Here is a 17,120-nt window from a genome sequence, read left to right on the forward strand (position 1 = left end):
GTTCTTTCGAGGAAAAGGGTTGGGTGAAATTTCCCCACGACCGGGCTATTCTGGACTGGGTATCTTATGCGCTGCCTGCAGCACGCGCTGCTGCGACGGATCCGGAATTCGCGCATTGGATGGACTGTGAAGGGACCTGGTTCATTGGGGTCGACGCGCTGAACAACGACACCGAGGGCAGGGTCCAGGGGTCCCCGGTTCTGACCGGGGCCGTCATGGATTTCATAGTGTCGCGTTATGGGTCGTTGCCGTTGCACAAAGCCCAGGTCTCGGTCATTTACCCCGGCTACCCGTTGCCCCGACGCGGAGAGGGCGAGGCTGCTGCCCAGTATCGAGCAAAGCGGGATGCGGCCCATGTGGATGGTTTACGCCCGTCCGGCCCGGACAGGCGCCGCAGGGTCGAGGAACCGCATGCGTGGATTCTGGGCATTCCATTGACCGATGCCAGCGCGAATGCGTCCCCGATGGTTCTTTGGGAAAGTAGCCACAAGATCATGCAGGCTGCATTTGCGGATGCACTTGAAGACAAGCGCCCGGACACTCTGGATCAGGTGGACATAACAGATGTTTATCAGGCTGCCCGTCGTGAGGTCTTTGATACTTGCCGTCGCATCGTACTGCCCGCACGTCCGGGCGAGGCCTATCTGCTGCACCGCCACTGCCTGCACGGGGTAGCGCCATGGGGCAGCGGGGCTGAGGCTGGGTCGGATGGCCGGATGATCGCCTATTTTCGGCCTGAATGCGCTGGCGGTGTGGCCGAATGGATCAAATCCTCCTAACGTTCTGTCATTATACAGATTTGGAGGATTTTTTGATGATTGCTGTCCACAAAAACTCTGACGGAGCATTGATTGAAATCGAGCTTTCCGGCGAAGTGACAGGTACGGACTATTCCACAACATTGATCCCGGCGATTGAGGCCGCACTGGCCGAACACGATACAGTGCGGTTGTTGGCGATCGTGCAGCCAGAGTTCAAAGGGTACGATCTGAATGCGGTTTGGTCGGATACAAAATTGGGCCTCAGCCACTGGCGCGGCTTTGACCGAATTGGAGTGGTGGCGGATCAGGGTTGGGTTCAGACCAGTATCCGGCTTGCGGCTCCGCTTTTCCCTTGCCCTGTGCAGGTATTCGATCACGCGAATATTGAAGAAGCGCGCCGATGGTTGCGCGAATCTCTGGGCTCTATTCACGTTATGGATCTGGGCGGCCCCTGCGTGCAGGTCAGCCTGATGGGAAAACTCGACCCTGACGAATTCAAAAAGGCCGAAACCGATCTGGACTACATTTTGCAGGAGAAACAGGGGTTTCGCCTGCTGATTGATCTGTCCAAGTTTGACGGATGGCAAGGCCTTACGGCGCTTGCCTCGCATTTTCGGCTGGCCCGGGGGCATATTGGTAATCTGGATCGGGCAGCGGTTGTTGGCGACAAAGCCTGGCAACATCTGGCCCAACGGGTGGCCAGCCACATCCTTGGCACACGCACTCAGTTCTTTCCCGCCGAGGAAATTCAGAACGCCAAAACATGGCTTGCGTCTGGGTAGAAACGCAGCGGCTTGAGCCTGCTGTGACATTTACGTCAGGGCACAGAAATATCAGCGAGGATTTTTCTTGATCGATTGGTCAAAAAAGACGTACACAGATCGAACTCCTCTGCCGAACCACTGCAGAGGATCGATTGTTGAAACGCGCCGCTGTGGGTTGCCACTCACTCACCAGTTGTCAACGAACTTGACCCCCTCGTAGTTCAGACCAGCCCGCAGCGGTGCAGATTCAGCAATCACATCCTTTTGTGGAAATCTCAGGCCTTGTTGAGCCGCCCCGCCCGGCCGCCGCGCCGTTTGGCAAGCAGCGGTTTGCGAGACGGTAGGTCTGCCATGATATCGGCGCGCTCAGAGCTGTCCATTTTCGACCAGCGAGAGATTTCGTCGATCGTGCGGTAGCAACCGGTACAAATACGCTCGGTCGGGTGCACAACGCAGATCTGGATGCACGGGCTTTCGACCTCGTTCCTTTTCCAAACCATGTTCGACATCAGCGTTTTCCGATCCTTAAAGAAAGCGCATTCTGTCCAGCGCGCCTTGCAGAATATAGCCTGCCGCGACGTGGTCGATAACCTGTCCGCGACGCTTTCGTGTCGTATCCGCCTCAAGCAGTGCCTTTTCTGCCGCAACCGTGCTGAGCCGTTCGTCCCAGAACCCGATCGGAACTTCGGTCAAACGGGACAGGTTTCGGGCAAAGGCACGGGTGGACTGGCAGCGTGGCCCTTCGCTACCATCCATGTTTTTCGGCAGACCCAGTAGGATGCCCCCGATCTCACGGTCGGCTATGATTTCCAGCAGACGGGCAGAATCCAGAGTGAATTTCTTGCGCCTTACGGTCTCCAGCGGGCTAGCAACACCGCGCATCCGGTCCGAGACTGCAACCCCGATAGTCTTTTCTCCCAGATCAAGACCGATCAACGCGCTCATAGGCGCAAGCGAGCCTGCAAATTCCTCAAAAATGTCATGGATCATCGGGTCACCCCAGCCTGAGCTGCTGCCGCACCAAGGATATCCAGTGCGTTGTCATTGTCCGAGAATACGGATTGGGCTTCGGCGTAGATCGCGGTGGCCCGGTCGATGTCGCCAACCACCCCAAGGGCACCGATCAGCCGGGCCCATTCTTCGGGGGAGCCGCCTTCGGTTGCAAGCCTATCTGACAGTTGCTCGACCATGCCAAGGATCATCTCTTGGCGCTCTTGTGCGGTCAGAGATGCAGCGGCCTCGATGTCATCCTCACCGGGGCCTGGGTTCCCTGCTGGTATAGGGGCGGCATTGAACACACCCGCACGAAAGGCCAGATCGTCCATCTGTGCGCGAATGGCCGTTGCCCAGGGGGCATTTGTCGGCGCGCTTCCAAGTGCATCCACCCAGACCCTGTAACCGATATCAGGTCGTCCGACCTGTACCATCATCTGTCCCAGGTAATACAAGGCCGGACCGTGGCGTGGATCACGCTGCAATGACTGTTTCAATGCGTCTTCAGCTTCGGGCGAGATATATCCGTTGGTAGCAAGGATCATCATCTCGGCAAGATGCGAATAGGCATCTGCAGGTGCCGTGTTCCCAGACAGTTCGATCACACGTTGCTGCGCTTTGTAGGCGGCATGGAAGTTACCTGCGTTCGCCTCGTGCTGGGCAAGAAGGATATGTCCTTGTAGGTCATCAGGACGACCGGAAACGGTTTCGCGAAGTTGCCCGAGAAGAGAGGCATAGCTTTCGTCAAGCTGTGGCAGTGGTGCGGGTGGCGTGGCGGCTTCTGCCTCGGCCTGACTGGGGCGCTCTGTGCGCAGAGCATCGGCCATTTCTAGCCGCAATGACAGGGGCTGATCGGGGAGCCCGGCTGCACCAAGCTTCAGATAAATCCAGGATCCTCCGCCTACCAGGATGGCCGCGACAAATATGGATGCCGTAACCGAGATCCATTTGGAAGGCCCTTGCGGTTCAGACAAAGATTGCATCTGCGCATCAGCCGCAAGAATGCGGCGTGAAATTTCCGTGCGAACTCGCTCGGCATCTGCGTCAGCGATGACACCACGGGCCAGGTCTCGATCTACGCTGGCCAACTGTTCACGATAGACCTGCAAGTCATACGCAGTGGATGGTTCGCGCGTATCTCGCCTACGCAGTATCGAAATCCCAAGAAAAACCGCTATCAGGACGGCGGTGGCTATGATGAGGGCCCAGAAGGTCATGATAACTCCAAGATGGCTGTCCTGACTTAGACCTGTGGCGGGGCGGAAAAAAGGGACAAATGGCCGCGAGGGGGCTTCATGTCGCAATAATAAGGGCGATGTCGCAATAGTGCGATATTATGGCGTTGCACGGCAGGGGCCAAAGGCGGTTACGCGGCATACCTGCGCCAATCACCGAACCGGATGGATTCGCTTATGAAACACTATTCAGCCTTTGCTGTGGCGCGCGAAGCGCTGCGCTATCATACCGGATGGGAACGCGCCTGGCGTTCGCCCGAGCCCAAGAAACGCTATGACGCCATCATTGTGGGGGCGGGTGGCCATGGTCTGGCAACCGCCTATTACCTGGGTAAGAACTATGGCATCCAGAATGTCGCTGTGATCGAAAAAGGCTGGTTGGGCGGTGGTAATACCGGTCGGAACACAACCATCATCCGCTCGAACTATCTGCAGGATCCGTCTGCCGCGATCTACGAAAAGGCGCGCAGCCTTTATGAGGATCTGAGCCAGGACCTGAATTATAACGTCATGTTCAGCCCGCGCGGCGTGATGATGCTGGCGCAGACCCAGCATGAAATCCGCGGCTATCAGCGCACGGCTCATGCGAATGCGCTGCAGGGTGTAAAGACTGAATGGATCACACCTGAACGGGTCAAGGAACTGGTGCCAATCATCAATCTCGAAGGCCCGCGCTATCCGGTTCTGGGTGCGCTGTGGCAGGAACGCGGTGGCACCGCCCGTCACGATGCGGTGGCTTGGGGCTATGCGCGCGCTTGTTCCGCTATGGGCATGGATATCATCCAGCAATGCGAAGTGACCGGGGTTCGGTCACAGGATGGTCGTGTTGTCGGTGTTGACACCACCAAAGGTGCGATCGACTGTGACAAGCTGGGCATCGTGGTTGCGGGCCATTCCGGTCAACTGGCCGAAATGGCGGGCTTCCGTCTGCCGCTTGAGGCGATTGCTCTTCAGGCGCTGGTGTCTGAGCCGATCAAACCCTGCATGGACGTGGTCGTGATGGCCAACACGGTGCATGGCTACATGTCGCAATCCGACAAGGGAGAGATGGTGATCGGTGGCGGCACCGACGGGTTCAACAACTACACCCAACGCGGCAGCTTCCACCATATCGAAGAAACTGTGCGCGCGTTGGTCGAGACCTTCCCGATGATCTCACGTCTGAAAATGCTGCGGCAATGGGGCGGGATCGTGGATATGACCGGCGACCGCTCGCCCATCCTGTCAAAAACACCCCTGGGGAACTGTTTCATCAACGGTGGCTGGGGCACCGGTGGCTTCAAGGCCATTCCGGGGTCCGGCTGGGGCATGGCACAGCTGATGGCCACGGGTCATTCACCGCTGACCGAGGCGTTCTCGTTGGATCGTTTCAAAGAAGGCCGCTTCATCGACGAAAGCGTCGCGGCCGGGGTGGCGCACTGATGGAGATTTTTCGGCGAAAAATCTCGCGCACCCGTTACTTAGATTTCGCATGCAGCATGGTCTCGCCTGCTGCCGAGAGGATGAACATATGCTGATCCTGAATTGCCCCTATTGCGGTGTCGATGCCGAAGAAACCGAACTGGCCGCCGGTGGCGAGGCGCATCTGAAGCGTTTCGGTCCGGGCTCATCAGATGGTGATTTCCACGATTACCTGTTCATGCGTGAAAACCCTAAAGGCGTTCATTTCGAACGCTGGCGCCATGCGAATGGATGCGGCAAGTGGTTCCACGCGGCGCGCTGCACGCAAACGCTCGAAGTTTTCGGCACCTACTCTGCCCAGGTGTTTGAGCCGCCCAAAGAAATTCGCGAGGCGATTACCGCCAAGCGCCCTGGCTGGACGTGGAGAGAATACAAATGATCCGCGCCACCACCCGTAATTCCGCCTGCGAAAGGTCCGCATCATGAGCACCCGTCTCGCAAATCAAGGCCGGCTGATTGACCGGTCGAAACAGGTCACATTCTCCTTCAACGGCACTTCGATGCAGGGCTACGAAGGCGACACGCTTGCCTCGGCCTTGCTGGCTAATGATCAGATGATGATGGGCCGGTCGTTCAAGTATCACCGCCCACGTGGTGTTGTCGCCAGTGGTGCGGAAGAACCCAACGCTCTGGTCGGTCTGGGGCAGGGCAATCGGTTCGAGCCGAACCAGCGCGCCACCACGACCGAGCTGTTCAACGGTCTGACCTCGATCTCTCAGAACCACTGGCCGAACCTGGAATTTGATATCGGTGCGATCAATACGCACCTGTCGCGGTTCTTGCCGGCTGGCTTCTATTACAAGATGTTCATTCATCCCAAGCCGTTCTGGAAACATGTCTACGAGCCGTTCATCCGCCAATCTGCCGGTCTAGGCAAAGCCCCCGACAAGGACAGCCGTGATGCGGATACCTATGAGCATTTCTACAACTTCGTCGATGTGTTGGTGATCGGTGGCGGCGTGGCCGGTTTGCAGGCTGCCAAAGTGGCCGCTCAGTCCGGTGCAAAGGTCATGTTGATTGAGCAGACCGCGCATTGGGGTGGCCGTGCCCCAGTTGATGGCAGCACAATCAATGATGAGCCTGTGGATAAGTTTGTGGAACAAATTGTTTCCGAACTTGAAACAATGGGCAACGTCATCTTGCGCAACCGCTGCATGGGTGCAGGGGTCTATGACCATGGCTATGTGCTGGGCTATGAACGCCTGACAGACCACAAGCCTGGTGCACAGGGCCCGCGCCATCGTCTCTGGCGTATTCGGGCGAAACAGGTCGTGACTGCTACCGGTGCGATTGAGCGTCCGTTGTCTTTTGCGGGTAATGATGTGCCGGGTGTCATGCTGGCCTCGGCCATGCGGGATTATGTCGTGAACTGGGGTGTGACACCCGGTGAAAAGGTGATTGTGGCCACCAATAATGACGACGCCTACCGGACTGCGATCACCTTGAAACAGGCCGGTGTCGATATCTTGCGTGTGGTTGACGCAAGGGCTACCTCCGGCCCTCTGGCTGAAGAGGCGCGCCAACTGGGTATCCGCGTCGATGTGGGCAAGGCCATTGCCAAAGTCAAAGGCGGCAAACGCGTCAAGAAAGTTGCCATCTGCAATCAGGACGGCATCGGTGGCGCCCGTGAAGAGGTGGAATGCGATGCGGTTGCGATGTCGGGCGGTTGGTCTCCGGTCGTGCATATGTGGTCGCACTGCGGCGGCAAGCTGATCTGGGACGATGCCAATGCGCATTTCCGGCCGGATCCTGCGCGACCCCCGCTTGGGGCCGATGGCGAAGGGTTCGTCGTAGCCGCCGGGGCATCGAATGGCCCGATGGCGCTGGGCGATGTGCTGGCCGATGCCGATGCAGCCGGTAAGGCCGCAGCCAAAGCGGCTGGATTCAAAACCAAACGCACCAAAGCGCCTGTCGGGGAAACTACGTCAGAGGCACCTATGGCTGCGGTCTGGTTGATGCCTGCGAACGCGGATATTCAACTGCGGATGAAGTCCTGGCTGGACTTCCAAAACGACGTCAAAGTTTCGGACGTGCAACTTGCTGCGCGTGAGGGGTATGAGAGCGTTGAACATACCAAGCGTTACACCACTCTGGGCATGGCAACCGATCAGGGTAAACTGAGTAACATCAACGGATTGGCGATCCTAGCTGATGCGTTGGACTCCGAAATCCCGAAGGTTGGAACAACAACGTTCCGCCCGCCTTACACCCCAATTTCAATGGCATCTATCGGCGGTGAGGCACGTGGTGAGGTGTTCCAGCCAATCCGTCAAACCCCGATGCACAACTGGCACGACAAGAACGGCGCCGATTGGGAGCCGGTCGGCCACTGGCGCCGGACTTATGCCTATGTTCGTCCGGGTGAATCCGTGCATGACGCCGTGAATCGTGAGGTGAAAAATACCCGCGAGAACCTCGGCCTGCTGGATGCCTCGACCTTGGGCAAGCTGATCGTCAAAGGGCCGGACGCAGGCAAGTTCCTGGACATGATGTACACCAACATGATGTCTACTCTGAAGGTCGGCAAATGCCGCTATGGCCTGATGTGTTCCGAGAATGGCTTTCTGATCGACGACGGTGTTGTTGCCAGGATCGACGAAGACACATGGTTGTGCCACACCACCACCGGCGGGGCCGAACGTATCCACGGTCACATGGAAGAATGGCTGCAAACCGAATGGTGGGACTGGAAAGTCTATGTTGCCAACGTGACCGAGCAATATGCGCAGGTCGCCGTTGTTGGCCCCAACGCCCGCAAGGTGCTTGAAAAGCTCGGCGGCATGGATGTGTCGAAAGAGGCGCTGCCCTTCATGGAGTGGCGCGATGGCAAGATCGGCGACTTTGATTGCCGGGCTTATCGCATCTCGTTCTCGGGTGAGCTGTCGTACGAGATCGCCGTCCCTGCATCACAAGGGCAGGCCTTCTGGAATGCGCTGATGGATGCAGGCAAGGAATTCGGCGTGATGCCCTATGGCACTGAATGTCTGCACATACTGCGGGCCGAGAAGGGCTTTATAATGATCGGCGACGAAACCGATGGAACCGTGATCCCGCAGGATCTGGGGCTGCATTGGGCGCTTTCGAAAAAGAAAGAGGATTACCTCGGCAAACGTGCCCATTTGCGCAGCCATATGGCCGATCCCGAGCGTTGGAAACTGGTGGGTCTTGAGACTGTGGATGGTTCTGTCATCCCGGATGGGGCTTACGCAGTGGGAGAGGGCGTCAACGCCAACGGTCAGCGCAACATGATCGGTCGTGTGACCTCAACCTATTATTCGGCCAATCTGGGCAAAGGCATCGCCATGGGCTTGATCAAGCATGGTCCTGACCGCATGGGCGAGATTGTCGAGTTCCCGGGCACCGATGGCAAATCCTACAAAGCAAAGATCGTGGATCCGATCTTCTTCGACAAGGACGGGGAGAAGCAGAATGTCTGAACCCATCAGCGCACTGAACCACGCCAGCTATGAGGGCATCGCCAAGGTTGAAGAATGCGGCCTGCAGGGCATGATCACCCTGCGCGGCGACCTGTCCGACAAGGTTCTGGTGAAGGCCGTCAAAGACGCCACCGGCCAGAAAGTACCCGGCCAGCGCGAGGCATTTGTCGACGGAGACAGCGGTGTTTGCTGGATGTCCACCGACGAATTGCTTGTGCTTGTCCCATATGCCGAGGTCGAGGCCAAACTGGCCGCGATGACCAACGCGCTAAGCGGTGTGCATGCCCTGGCGGTCAACGTCTCGGATGCCCGCGCGGTGTTCAGCATCTCGGGCTCGAACGCTCGCGAAGTTCTGGGCAAACTGGCCCCGGTAGATCTGTCGGCTGACGCCTTCCAACCCGGCCAAATCCGCCGCTCGCGCTTGGCGCAGGTTGCCGGTGCGTTCTGGCTGGATGACGCCGAAACTCTCCGCGTCGTCTGCTTCCGGTCAACCGCAGACTACGTGTTCAAACTGTTGAAGGTCGCAGCGCAGCCGGGCAGTGAGGTCGGGGTTTATTAGGTTCCGAAGCTAGGAAAAAAAGCCCCGGATTTTCCGGGGCTTTTGCGGTCTAACCGAAGCTTAACCATCGATCACTTTGCATTTGCCTTACCCTGAAGGCTTGTTGACAAAGTTGGCATTCACCCAGTTGCCTCTCAGTTTCACGGTGTTGTCAGAAGGGTCAATGCGGGCCGTGTAATTTACCCGGACTTTTTGGCCGCCAAACTCTGTCAACTCAACGCGCCAATCCAGCTTGTAACGCTTCTTTCTATCAATTTTCAGCTTAGCGGACTGCATTTCGTTGTGCCCGCTGGCTGTTTGCGCACTAACGCCGTCCTTATCAATAACAAAGATATAGCGGGGCGCGACCCACCCGGTTCCGTCGCGGTCGCGAACGGCACAATCGTAAGTAATTGTTTCCGCCGCCGCTGCCTGTGCAAAAACGGTAAAAATGGATGCTAAGAAAAGATATTTCATGGTTCCTCGTTTAATCGGTCTATCCAGAAGGGAAGACACCAAACAACGCGAGAGTTTCAAGCGCATATGCAACTAATGCACGAAAAAAATTCTGCACATTCTATTCACGCAACACAACGGCGCGATACCGCTTCAACTCTTGAGGTTGCAGCAATTCTTCGACCTTTAGTGGGTGCCCGTTTTCGTCTTGAATTTCAGTGTAGAAGGCAAGGCTTTCTAAGAGTTGAGATGTCCGTATAAGCCGGTCTTCCTCGGCCAGAAGGGGCGAGTGGAGCGAAATATACAGGGCCGGGCGATGCTTTTTCAGAAAGGGCAAAAGGCTCGGCAGAACCGCAAATTCCGCCCCTTCGATATCCATCTTGACCAAGGAGACACGGGACAGGTCATTTACGGCCTCGAACTGATCCCACTCGATGGTCAATGCATCTGTCCCATGCACCCCGTCATGCAACAGTGAACTGGTGGAATCCCCGGGTTCACCGCGAACGGATGCCATACGGGCCACGCCGAATTGATCCGACAATGCGACGCCAAATGCCGAAACATTGCGAATGTCGTTCAGGTCCAGATTCCACGCCAGATGCCGAAACGCGGTGGGGTCTGGTTCGAAACACCAGACGTGGCGGGCTTTGCGGGCACCGTACAGCACCGTTGGGCCGATCCATGCCCCGATGTCCAGATAGTCGCTGTCCGGCGTTAGATATCTATCCAGCACGGCAAAAGTCTCGGGCTCCCACGCGCCGGCCGAGGCCTTGCGCCAGAACTTCGAGTGGTAGGGATCCAGCCGGAAAGGCTCGCCATTCAGGCTGCCCGCATAGTATCCGCGGGCGCGGTAAAACATCTTGCGCGCCTGAGTTAGCATCGCGGACCTCCGGGTTTTATGATCTCTGCCCTTGACCTGCGGCACTTGCCAAAGCATTTAACCTTGGGAACCGCAACTTACATTTTAAACAGGGGGCCGAGATGGCTTTTGAACTTCCTGATCTTCCTTATGCACACGACGCGCTGGCAGCCAAGGGCATGTCCGCCGAAACATTGGAATTTCACCACGACCTGCACCACAAGGCCTATGTCGACAACGGCAACAAGCTGATCGCTGGTACCGAGTGGGACGGCAAGTCGCTGGAAGAGATCATCACCGGCACCTACGACGCAAATGCCGTCGCGCAAAACGGCATCTTCAACAACATCAGTCAGCTTTGGAACCACAACCAGTTCTGGGAGATGATGGGCCCCGGCGACAACGCCATGCCTGGCGAGCTGGAAAAGGCGCTGGTCGAATGCTTTGGCTCGGTTGACGAGTTCAAGTCGCAGTTCAGCGCGGCTGGTGCCGGTCAGTTCGGTTCGGGCTGGGCGTGGCTGGTCAAGAATGCGGACGGTTCGCTGGCCGTGACCAAGACCGAAAACGGCGTGAACCCGCTGTGCTTTGGCCAGACTGCTCTGTTGGGCTGCGACGTGTGGGAGCATTCATATTACATAGACTTCCGCAACAAGCGTCCGGTGTACCTGTCGAACTTCCTCGACAATCTGGTGAACTGGGAAAACGTCGCTTCGCGGATGTGATCCAGTGACCCGTAGAGGGTTCATAAAGGGCCTGCTGGCAGTGATGCTGGCAGGCCTTTTTGCTGCCACGTATGGTTTCTTCATCGAACCCGCGCTGCGCCTGCGTGTTCGTAAGTGGCGGATCCGGCGCGCGGACTGGACCGCACCGCCGCTGCGGATCGCGGTGCTGGCTGATCTGCATGTTGGTGAGCCCTATGTGGGGTTGAAAAGAGTCCAGCAGATCGTTCGGCGCACAAACGCTCTGTCACCTGACCTTATCCTGCTGTTGGGGGACTATGCCGCCGGGCACAGGATAAATTTACAACCGGTTAAAATTGCCGATCTGGCGCCGGTGTTGTCCGGGTTGCAGGCAAAGCATGGTGTCTATGCGGTTCTGGGAAATCACGATTGGTGGGATGACCGGTCAGCCCAAAAGCGCAGGGGCGGGCCGAATCTGTACGGCGATGCGCTGAGACGGAATGGTATCCGGGTGCTTTCAAACGAGGCCTTCAAACTGGATGGTGCCGGGATTTGGCTTGCAGGCCTCGAAGATCAGTTGGCGATTTATACGGGCAATGGTCGATACCAAGGGCTGGATGACCTGCCTGCGACGCTTGGGCAGATCACGGATGATGCCCCGGTGGTGATGATGGCGCATGAACCGGATATCTTCCCCAAAGTTCCCGATCGCGTGACCCTGACCCTGTCAGGTCATACTCATGGAGGGCAGGTACGGCTGTTTGGCTGGTCGCCGGTGGTGCCCTCGAAATTCGGCAATCGCTATGCCTATGGTCACGTGCGCGAAGGCAATCGTGATCTGGTCGTGTCCGGGGGTATCGGATGTTCGATCCTGCCCGTGCGTTTTGGTGTAACGCCCGAAATTACGGTAATCGAACTGTTCTCCTAACCGGTGAAAACCCGCCTATAGCCGCAGTTTCGCGGTCCGGCCGGATTGTAAGACGGCGCGCAGTGCTTACTTTAAGTGTGGCGGAGGAGAGAGCCGCAAATCACTTGAAAAAATTCCAGGCGGCGCAGCGAAAAACAAAGTTGCGCAAATGGTTAGCCGTGCCTGAAAGATGAGGGATGGTCTCAGAAAACCAAATCAGGAGATCACAATGGTCGCATTAACGCAGGGAACATGGATTGTCATCGCCGACGGGGAAAAGGCGCTGTTCATGGAGAATATCACGGATGCCGAAGACCCCAATCTGGTGGTTGTCTCGGTCGAAGAAAGCGATGTCCCAAACGCTAGGCCCTCTGATCGGGCGGGGCGGCGCTCTGACAATGGGCCCAATCAGAAATCTGCCGTTGAAGAACCCAAGTGGAAATCGCAGGCCAAGTCTCTGTTCGTGCAGGATGTGGCAAATCTGTTGAATCGCAAAGGTTTGAAGGGCGCATATAAACGCCTGGTTTTGGTCGCCAGCCCCCATGTTCTGGGCCTTCTGCGTCGCCGCCTGCACAGCGAAGTCTTAAGGAAAGTGGTTGCAGAGGTTGATAAGACCCTGACCAACCACCCGCTGAACAAAGTGGAACAGGTTCTGATCAGCCGTCTAAAACCAGCCAGTTGAGTATCCGGCGATCTGCGGACGGACCATACTGCCCGACTAGCCCTTATGCGGGACCAGCATCGCCCTCAGTGTCGACATAGCCGTTTCCGGGCTGTCGACCCACGTTATGAAATCGGCCAGAGATGTGTCCGCAAATCCCTGGCCGATGACCTGCTGCACAAGATCATGAAGGGCATCCCAATATCCATCAACATTCATGACCAGAATGGGTTTGTCGTGCAGACCCAACTGTCGCCATGTCAGGGCTTCGAACAATTCGTCCAGTGAACCCGGACCACCCGGCAGGACGACCACGGCATCGGCGTTCATGATCATGACCTTTTTCCGCTCGTGCATCGTTTCGGTAATCACGAAACGGGTCAGGTCGGTCTTGCCGACCTCGCGCTTTAACAGGTGAACGGGAATTACGCCGAATGTGTCGCCTCCGGCGGATTGCGCTGCGCGCGCAACTTCGCCCATCAGGCCCACATCGCCAGCACCATAGACCAGCCGCCAGTCCTCCTGCGCCAGAAGCTGGCCAAAGGACCGGGCGGCGTCGGAATAGCTGGTTTGGGCGCCATTGCGTGACCCGCAATACACACAGACGGATTTCTGAGACATCGGGAGGGTTCTCCGGGGTTGTATCTGGGGTTTTGACCCGTGATAGCGGTATTGATAGATTGGCTCAACCGTCAGGCAGATTGCGTTGCAGATAAGGCATTTGCGCTGCGGAGTGAAAGGAAGAGTATGGATTCCAATTCGGGTAGCGAAGGCTCCGGATCTTTCACCTGGGGGGTGATCGCCGGTTTGCTGGTTCTGTTAGGCGCAGGCGGCGCGTATTTTTCCGGCGCGTTTGATCGCACACCTCTGGACCCAGCGCCGCAAACAGATGTGGCGGAGGATGCGTCAGAGAACACCTCTGTAGCTTCCGACACAGGGGATGCCCCGCAGACCGACGATACGGATACGGATACGATAGAAGCCGAGGCGTCGACAGAAGGGGCGGACGAAACTGCTGAACCGGTAGCGGATGTTGCCGAAGTTGCACCTCCGGCCCTTGACCAGATCTTCGTCGAGCCTGATGGGAATGCGGTTCTGTCCGGTAACGCAGAGCCCGGCGTTGAGGTGCGAGTGTTGCTGGATGGCGAAACACTGCACAGCTTTACCGTCGATGACAGCGGCCAGTTTGCAGAATTCGTGTCCATTCCGTTTTCCACCGCCGCACGCGGTCTGACGCTGGAAACCGATGGGGTCGATCAACCTGTACGCTCTGATGACTATCTGATTGCGGCATTGCCCGAACCTGAACCAGAGGTCGCATCGGTCGATACTGCAGAAACCACCGCAGCCGACGAATCCGCAGGCGGCGACGAAACCGAGGCGGGGCAGGTCGCTCAAACCGACGACACATCTTCCGAAGAAACGACAGATTCCACGCAAGGACAACAGGTTGCGATCCTGCGATCGGGGGAAGACGGGGTCGAGCTTGTCCAACCTGCGACGCCTCAGAGCACCGAACCTGATCAGGTTGCGTTGGATACGATCGGGTATTCAGACAAGGGTGAGGTCGAGCTGACCGGCCGCGTGGCTGATGGTTCCGCGGTACGCGTGTACCTGGACAACCAACTGGTCGCCGATATGCAGCCCACGGATGATGGAAAATGGCGCAGCGAGATCGAAGGCATTGATCCCGGTGTGTATACGCTGCGTGTGGATGAGGTTGCCTCGGACGGCACGGTTAAAAGCCGTCTGGAAACCCCGTTCAAGCGTGAGCCTCTAGAAGTTCTGAGCGTGGCCGAAGTGGACGATGGGCCTGCACCCTCTCAGGAAACACCGGCCATCCGTTCGGTTACAGTACAAAAGGGTGATACGCTTTGGGCTATCTCTCGGGAACGATTTGGCGATGGTGTCTTGTATGTCAAACTGTTCGAGGCCAACCGAGGCGCGATCCGCGACCCGGATCTGATCTATCCGGGGCAGGTATTCACCATTCCGGAATAATCCTGTACCTCTGACCTTCCGGGGTCAGGGGCACTCTCTGACCGCAGTTCCGGTACGTGAAGAGACGAGTAGCCCCGATGAATTCCGACAATATCCCAAAATTGGACGCGCGCAGCTCTGGCTGGCGTACAATCCGGAAAGTTGCGCCTTATCTCTGGCCCGAGGATGAGCCCTGGGTTAAGCGCCGCGTTCTGATTGCTATGGGCATGTTGGTTCTGGCCAAGTTGATCGCGGTCTACACCCCGATTTTGTACAAAGGCGCGGTTGATAGCCTGGCGGGCGAGGGCGTTCCCCCCGTAGCGCTGGGTGCTGTTGGGTTGACGGTGGCATATGGTGTCGCGCGCATGATGACTGTTGGTTTGCAGCAGTTGCGGGATGCGGCCTTTGCTCCTGTCGGGCAGCGGGCATTGCGCGCACTGGCATTGGAAACTTTCCAGCATATCCACCAGTTGTCGATGCGCTATCACGTGACGCGGCGCACGGGCGGTCTGAGCCGTATTATCGAGCGCGGCGTAAAAGGGGTCGAGTTCCTCTTGCGTTTCCTGCTGTTTTCCATCGGGCCTTTGATCCTTGAACTGCTGCTTGTTGCGATCATTCTGATGTGGCTGTTTGATGTCTGGTATCTGGTGGTCGTCGCGGCAACGATCGCGCTGTATATCTGGTTCACATTTGCGGTGACCGAGTGGCGCGTGAAACTGCGCCGCGAGATGAATGATCAGGATACCGAGGCGAACCAGCGCGCCATCGACAGCCTGCTGAATTTTGAAACCGTCAAGTATTTCAATGCCGAAACGCGTGAAGCTGAACGGTATGATGTGTCAATGAAAGCCTATGCGGGGGCGGCTCTCAAGACGGCGTATTCTCTGGCGTTTCTAAATTTCGGGCAGTCCTTTCTGATCACCTGCGGATTGATCGGTGTAATGGTCTTGGCAGCCATTGGGGTGCAGGCCGGGACGCTGACCGTGGGCGATTTCGTTATGGTCAACGCCTATATGATCCAGATTACCGTACCGCTGAATTTTTTGGGTACGGTGTATCGGGAAATCCGCCAATCTCTGGTCGATATGGGCCAGATGTTTGACCTGTTGGAACAACCCGCCGAAGTGGTCGACAAGACCGATGCACCGGATCTGGATGTAACAGGGGGTGAGGTTACCTTGCATGATGTACAATTCGGATATGATGCTGAGCGGGAAATTCTCAAAGGTGTTTCCCTAACCATTCCTGCGGGCCAAACCGTAGCGATTGTGGGTGCGACGGGGTCGGGTAAATCCACCATCGGTCGGTTGCTGTTCCGGTTCTACGATGTCACCGGGGGCGCGCTGAAAATTGATGGGCAGGATGTGCGCGACGTCACGCAGACCAGCCTGCACGCGGCAATCGGAGTGGTGCCGCAGGATACCGTGCTGTTTAACGATACCATTCGCTATAACATTGCCTATGGACGCGACGGGGCCACGCAGGAAGATGTCGAAGCCGCCGCCCGGGCTGCCCAGATCCACGATTTCATAGTCACGTTGCCCGAAGGCTATGACACCACAGTCGGTGAGCGCGGGCTAAAGCTGTCGGGTGGGGAAAAGCAGCGGGTCGGTATTGCCAGAACGCTGCTGAAAAACCCGCCGATCCTTTTGCTGGACGAGGCGACATCGGCGCTGGACACAGATACCGAACAAGACATCAAGGATGCTTTGGCCCATGCGGGCGAGGGGCGTACGGTTCTGACGATTGCCCATCGCCTGAGCACAATCGCCGAAGCAGACAGTATTGTAGTGCTAGAGCGTGGCAAAATCCTGGAGCAAGGCACGCATGATGAATTGCTGAAACGTGAGGGGCGTTATGCCCAGCTTTGGAATCGCCAGCAATCGGATATGCAGGCGGCCTGATAGGCGGCCCAAACTATGTTACACTACAGATCACTCATCTGAGGTTTTGTTATGCATAAATATTTCCGCAAGTTCATTGTGCCAGCCATAGCGGCAGTTGCCACACTTACACCGGTCTATGCGCTTGGAGACCCCATCATCGGAATTTGGAAGACCGAGCCGGACCGGAAGAACCTCGTCTCTGACATCAAAATTACAGCCTGCGGTGACAAGTTCTGTGGTCAGATTTTATCTGCATATGACGCCAGCGGAAAAGCAGTACAGACGCCGAATATCGGAAAGAAACTGTTCTGGGATGTCAGCAGCCAAGGCGGTGGTAAATATGGCGGGGGTGAATTCTGGGTGCCGTTAGTGGATGTTGATGCAGTTCCGCAAATGACGCTGAAGGGTGACACTCTGATGGTCAAAGGGTGTGAACATCACATTTGTGCGCATCAAACCTGGACGCGCGAGTAAAACAGGGCTGGATTGCCCAACCCTG

At 57.0% G+C, this 17,120-nt stretch carries 18 protein-coding genes; 12 read left to right on the forward strand and 6 right to left on the reverse strand.

Going from position 1 to position 17,120, the window contains the following annotated elements; translation table 11 throughout:
* Positions 1–23 precede the first annotated feature (23 nt).
* Together AC2FJV_RS11010 and AC2FJV_RS11015 are read left to right on the forward strand one after the other, a co-directional pair.
* Positions 24–779: a hypothetical protein gene (locus AC2FJV_RS11010; protein ID WP_496713725.1), complete on the forward strand. Its 756-nt coding sequence runs from the start codon at positions 24–26 to the stop codon at positions 777–779.
* A gap of 35 nt (positions 780–814) precedes the next feature.
* Positions 815–1,543, forward strand: coding sequence for a SpoIIAA family protein (locus AC2FJV_RS11015; RefSeq protein ID WP_142633029.1), 729 nt, complete (start codon positions 815–817; stop codon positions 1,541–1,543).
* A 257-nt stretch (positions 1,544–1,800) separates the two neighbouring features.
* Here AC2FJV_RS11015 and AC2FJV_RS11020 read toward each other — a convergent pair whose 3' ends face one another.
* Genes AC2FJV_RS11020 through ccmI form a run of 3 tightly spaced genes read right to left on the reverse strand, consistent with a single transcriptional unit; the run spans position 1,801 to position 3,735 of the window.
* A complete protein-coding gene (locus tag AC2FJV_RS11020) occupies positions 1,801–2,034 on the reverse strand; it encodes a DUF1289 domain-containing protein (protein ID WP_142633031.1) in 234 nt (77 codons plus the stop codon).
* A 16-nt stretch (positions 2,035–2,050) separates the two neighbouring features.
* Complete coding sequence (ruvX, locus tag AC2FJV_RS11025; protein WP_271947775.1) at positions 2,051–2,515, reverse strand: Holliday junction resolvase RuvX; 465 nt, start codon at positions 2,513–2,515, stop codon at positions 2,051–2,053.
* Positions 2,512–3,735, reverse strand: coding sequence for a c-type cytochrome biogenesis protein CcmI (gene ccmI, locus AC2FJV_RS11030; RefSeq protein ID WP_496713727.1), 1,224 nt, complete (start codon positions 3,733–3,735; stop codon positions 2,512–2,514). The genes ruvX and ccmI overlap by 4 nt, the downstream gene beginning before the upstream one ends.
* A 195-nt stretch (positions 3,736–3,930) precedes the next feature.
* On the opposite strand from ccmI, the gene AC2FJV_RS11035 reads away from it, so the two are divergent.
* The 4 genes from AC2FJV_RS11035 to AC2FJV_RS11050 all read left to right on the forward strand — a co-directional run bounded on the left by AC2FJV_RS11035 (position 3,931) and on the right by AC2FJV_RS11050 (position 9,210).
* Positions 3,931–5,175 (forward strand): sarcosine oxidase subunit beta family protein, encoded by a 1,245-nt coding sequence (locus AC2FJV_RS11035; protein WP_271947765.1) that lies wholly within the window; start codon positions 3,931–3,933, stop codon positions 5,173–5,175.
* 88 nt (positions 5,176–5,263) lie between these two features.
* Positions 5,264–5,593: a sarcosine oxidase subunit delta gene (locus AC2FJV_RS11040; RefSeq protein WP_142633040.1), complete on the forward strand. Its 330-nt coding sequence runs from the start codon at positions 5,264–5,266 to the stop codon at positions 5,591–5,593.
* Between the two features lie 43 nt (positions 5,594–5,636).
* On the forward strand, positions 5,637–8,651 hold the full coding sequence (locus AC2FJV_RS11045; protein WP_496713729.1) for a sarcosine oxidase subunit alpha family protein: 3,015 nt from the start codon (positions 5,637–5,639) through the stop codon (positions 8,649–8,651).
* The gene (locus AC2FJV_RS11050) at positions 8,644–9,210 is read left to right on the forward strand and encodes a sarcosine oxidase subunit gamma (RefSeq protein ID WP_281971888.1); all 567 of its coding nucleotides are present in this window, start codon (positions 8,644–8,646) and stop codon (positions 9,208–9,210) included. The genes AC2FJV_RS11045 and AC2FJV_RS11050 overlap by 8 nt, the downstream gene beginning before the upstream one ends.
* Positions 9,211–9,297: 87 nt before the next feature.
* On the opposite strand, the gene AC2FJV_RS11055 is transcribed toward AC2FJV_RS11050, so the two are convergent.
* Together AC2FJV_RS11055 and AC2FJV_RS11060 are read right to left on the reverse strand one after the other, a co-directional pair.
* Positions 9,298–9,666, reverse strand: a complete 369-nt coding sequence (locus AC2FJV_RS11055) for a hypothetical protein (RefSeq protein WP_496713731.1) — start codon at positions 9,664–9,666, stop codon at positions 9,298–9,300.
* A gap of 100 nt (positions 9,667–9,766) precedes the next feature.
* The gene (locus AC2FJV_RS11060; protein ID WP_281971889.1) at positions 9,767–10,528 is read right to left on the reverse strand and encodes an FkbM family methyltransferase; all 762 of its coding nucleotides are present in this window, start codon (positions 10,526–10,528) and stop codon (positions 9,767–9,769) included.
* A 101-nt stretch (positions 10,529–10,629) separates the two neighbouring features.
* Between AC2FJV_RS11060 and AC2FJV_RS11065 the strand changes: the two genes are divergently transcribed.
* The 3 genes from AC2FJV_RS11065 (at position 10,630) to AC2FJV_RS11075 (ending at position 12,776) form a co-directional block, all read left to right on the forward strand.
* A complete protein-coding gene (locus AC2FJV_RS11065) occupies positions 10,630–11,229 on the forward strand; it encodes a superoxide dismutase (protein ID WP_142633050.1) in 600 nt (199 codons plus the stop codon).
* A 4-nt stretch (positions 11,230–11,233) separates the two neighbouring features.
* Entirely contained in the window at positions 11,234–12,115 is an 882-nt protein-coding gene (locus AC2FJV_RS11070; protein ID WP_496713733.1) for a metallophosphoesterase, read from the forward strand.
* 208 nt (positions 12,116–12,323) lie between these two features.
* Entirely contained in the window at positions 12,324–12,776 is a 453-nt protein-coding gene (locus AC2FJV_RS11075; RefSeq protein ID WP_142633052.1) for a host attachment family protein, read from the forward strand.
* Positions 12,777–12,812: 36 nt separating this feature from the next.
* Here the strand turns inward: AC2FJV_RS11075 and AC2FJV_RS11080 are convergent, their stop codons facing one another.
* Complete coding sequence (locus AC2FJV_RS11080; RefSeq protein ID WP_281994432.1) at positions 12,813–13,376, reverse strand: LOG family protein; 564 nt, start codon at positions 13,374–13,376, stop codon at positions 12,813–12,815.
* 126 nt (positions 13,377–13,502) lie between these two features.
* Between AC2FJV_RS11080 and AC2FJV_RS11085 the strand changes: the two genes are divergently transcribed.
* The 3 genes from AC2FJV_RS11085 to AC2FJV_RS11095 all read left to right on the forward strand — a co-directional run bounded on the left by AC2FJV_RS11085 (position 13,503) and on the right by AC2FJV_RS11095 (position 17,095).
* Positions 13,503–14,756, forward strand: a complete 1,254-nt coding sequence (locus AC2FJV_RS11085) for a LysM peptidoglycan-binding domain-containing protein (protein ID WP_496713735.1) — start codon at positions 13,503–13,505, stop codon at positions 14,754–14,756.
* Positions 14,757–14,833: 77 nt separating this feature from the next.
* Complete coding sequence (locus AC2FJV_RS11090; protein ID WP_142633058.1) at positions 14,834–16,639, forward strand: ABCB family ABC transporter ATP-binding protein/permease; 1,806 nt, start codon at positions 14,834–14,836, stop codon at positions 16,637–16,639.
* 51 nt (positions 16,640–16,690) lie between these two features.
* Positions 16,691–17,095, forward strand: coding sequence for a DUF2147 domain-containing protein (locus AC2FJV_RS11095; RefSeq protein ID WP_496688503.1), 405 nt, complete (start codon positions 16,691–16,693; stop codon positions 17,093–17,095).
* The last annotated feature ends 25 nt before the right edge of the window (positions 17,096–17,120 follow it).

The sequence above is a fragment of the Ruegeria sp. CDSA241 genome, from assembly GCF_059611265.1.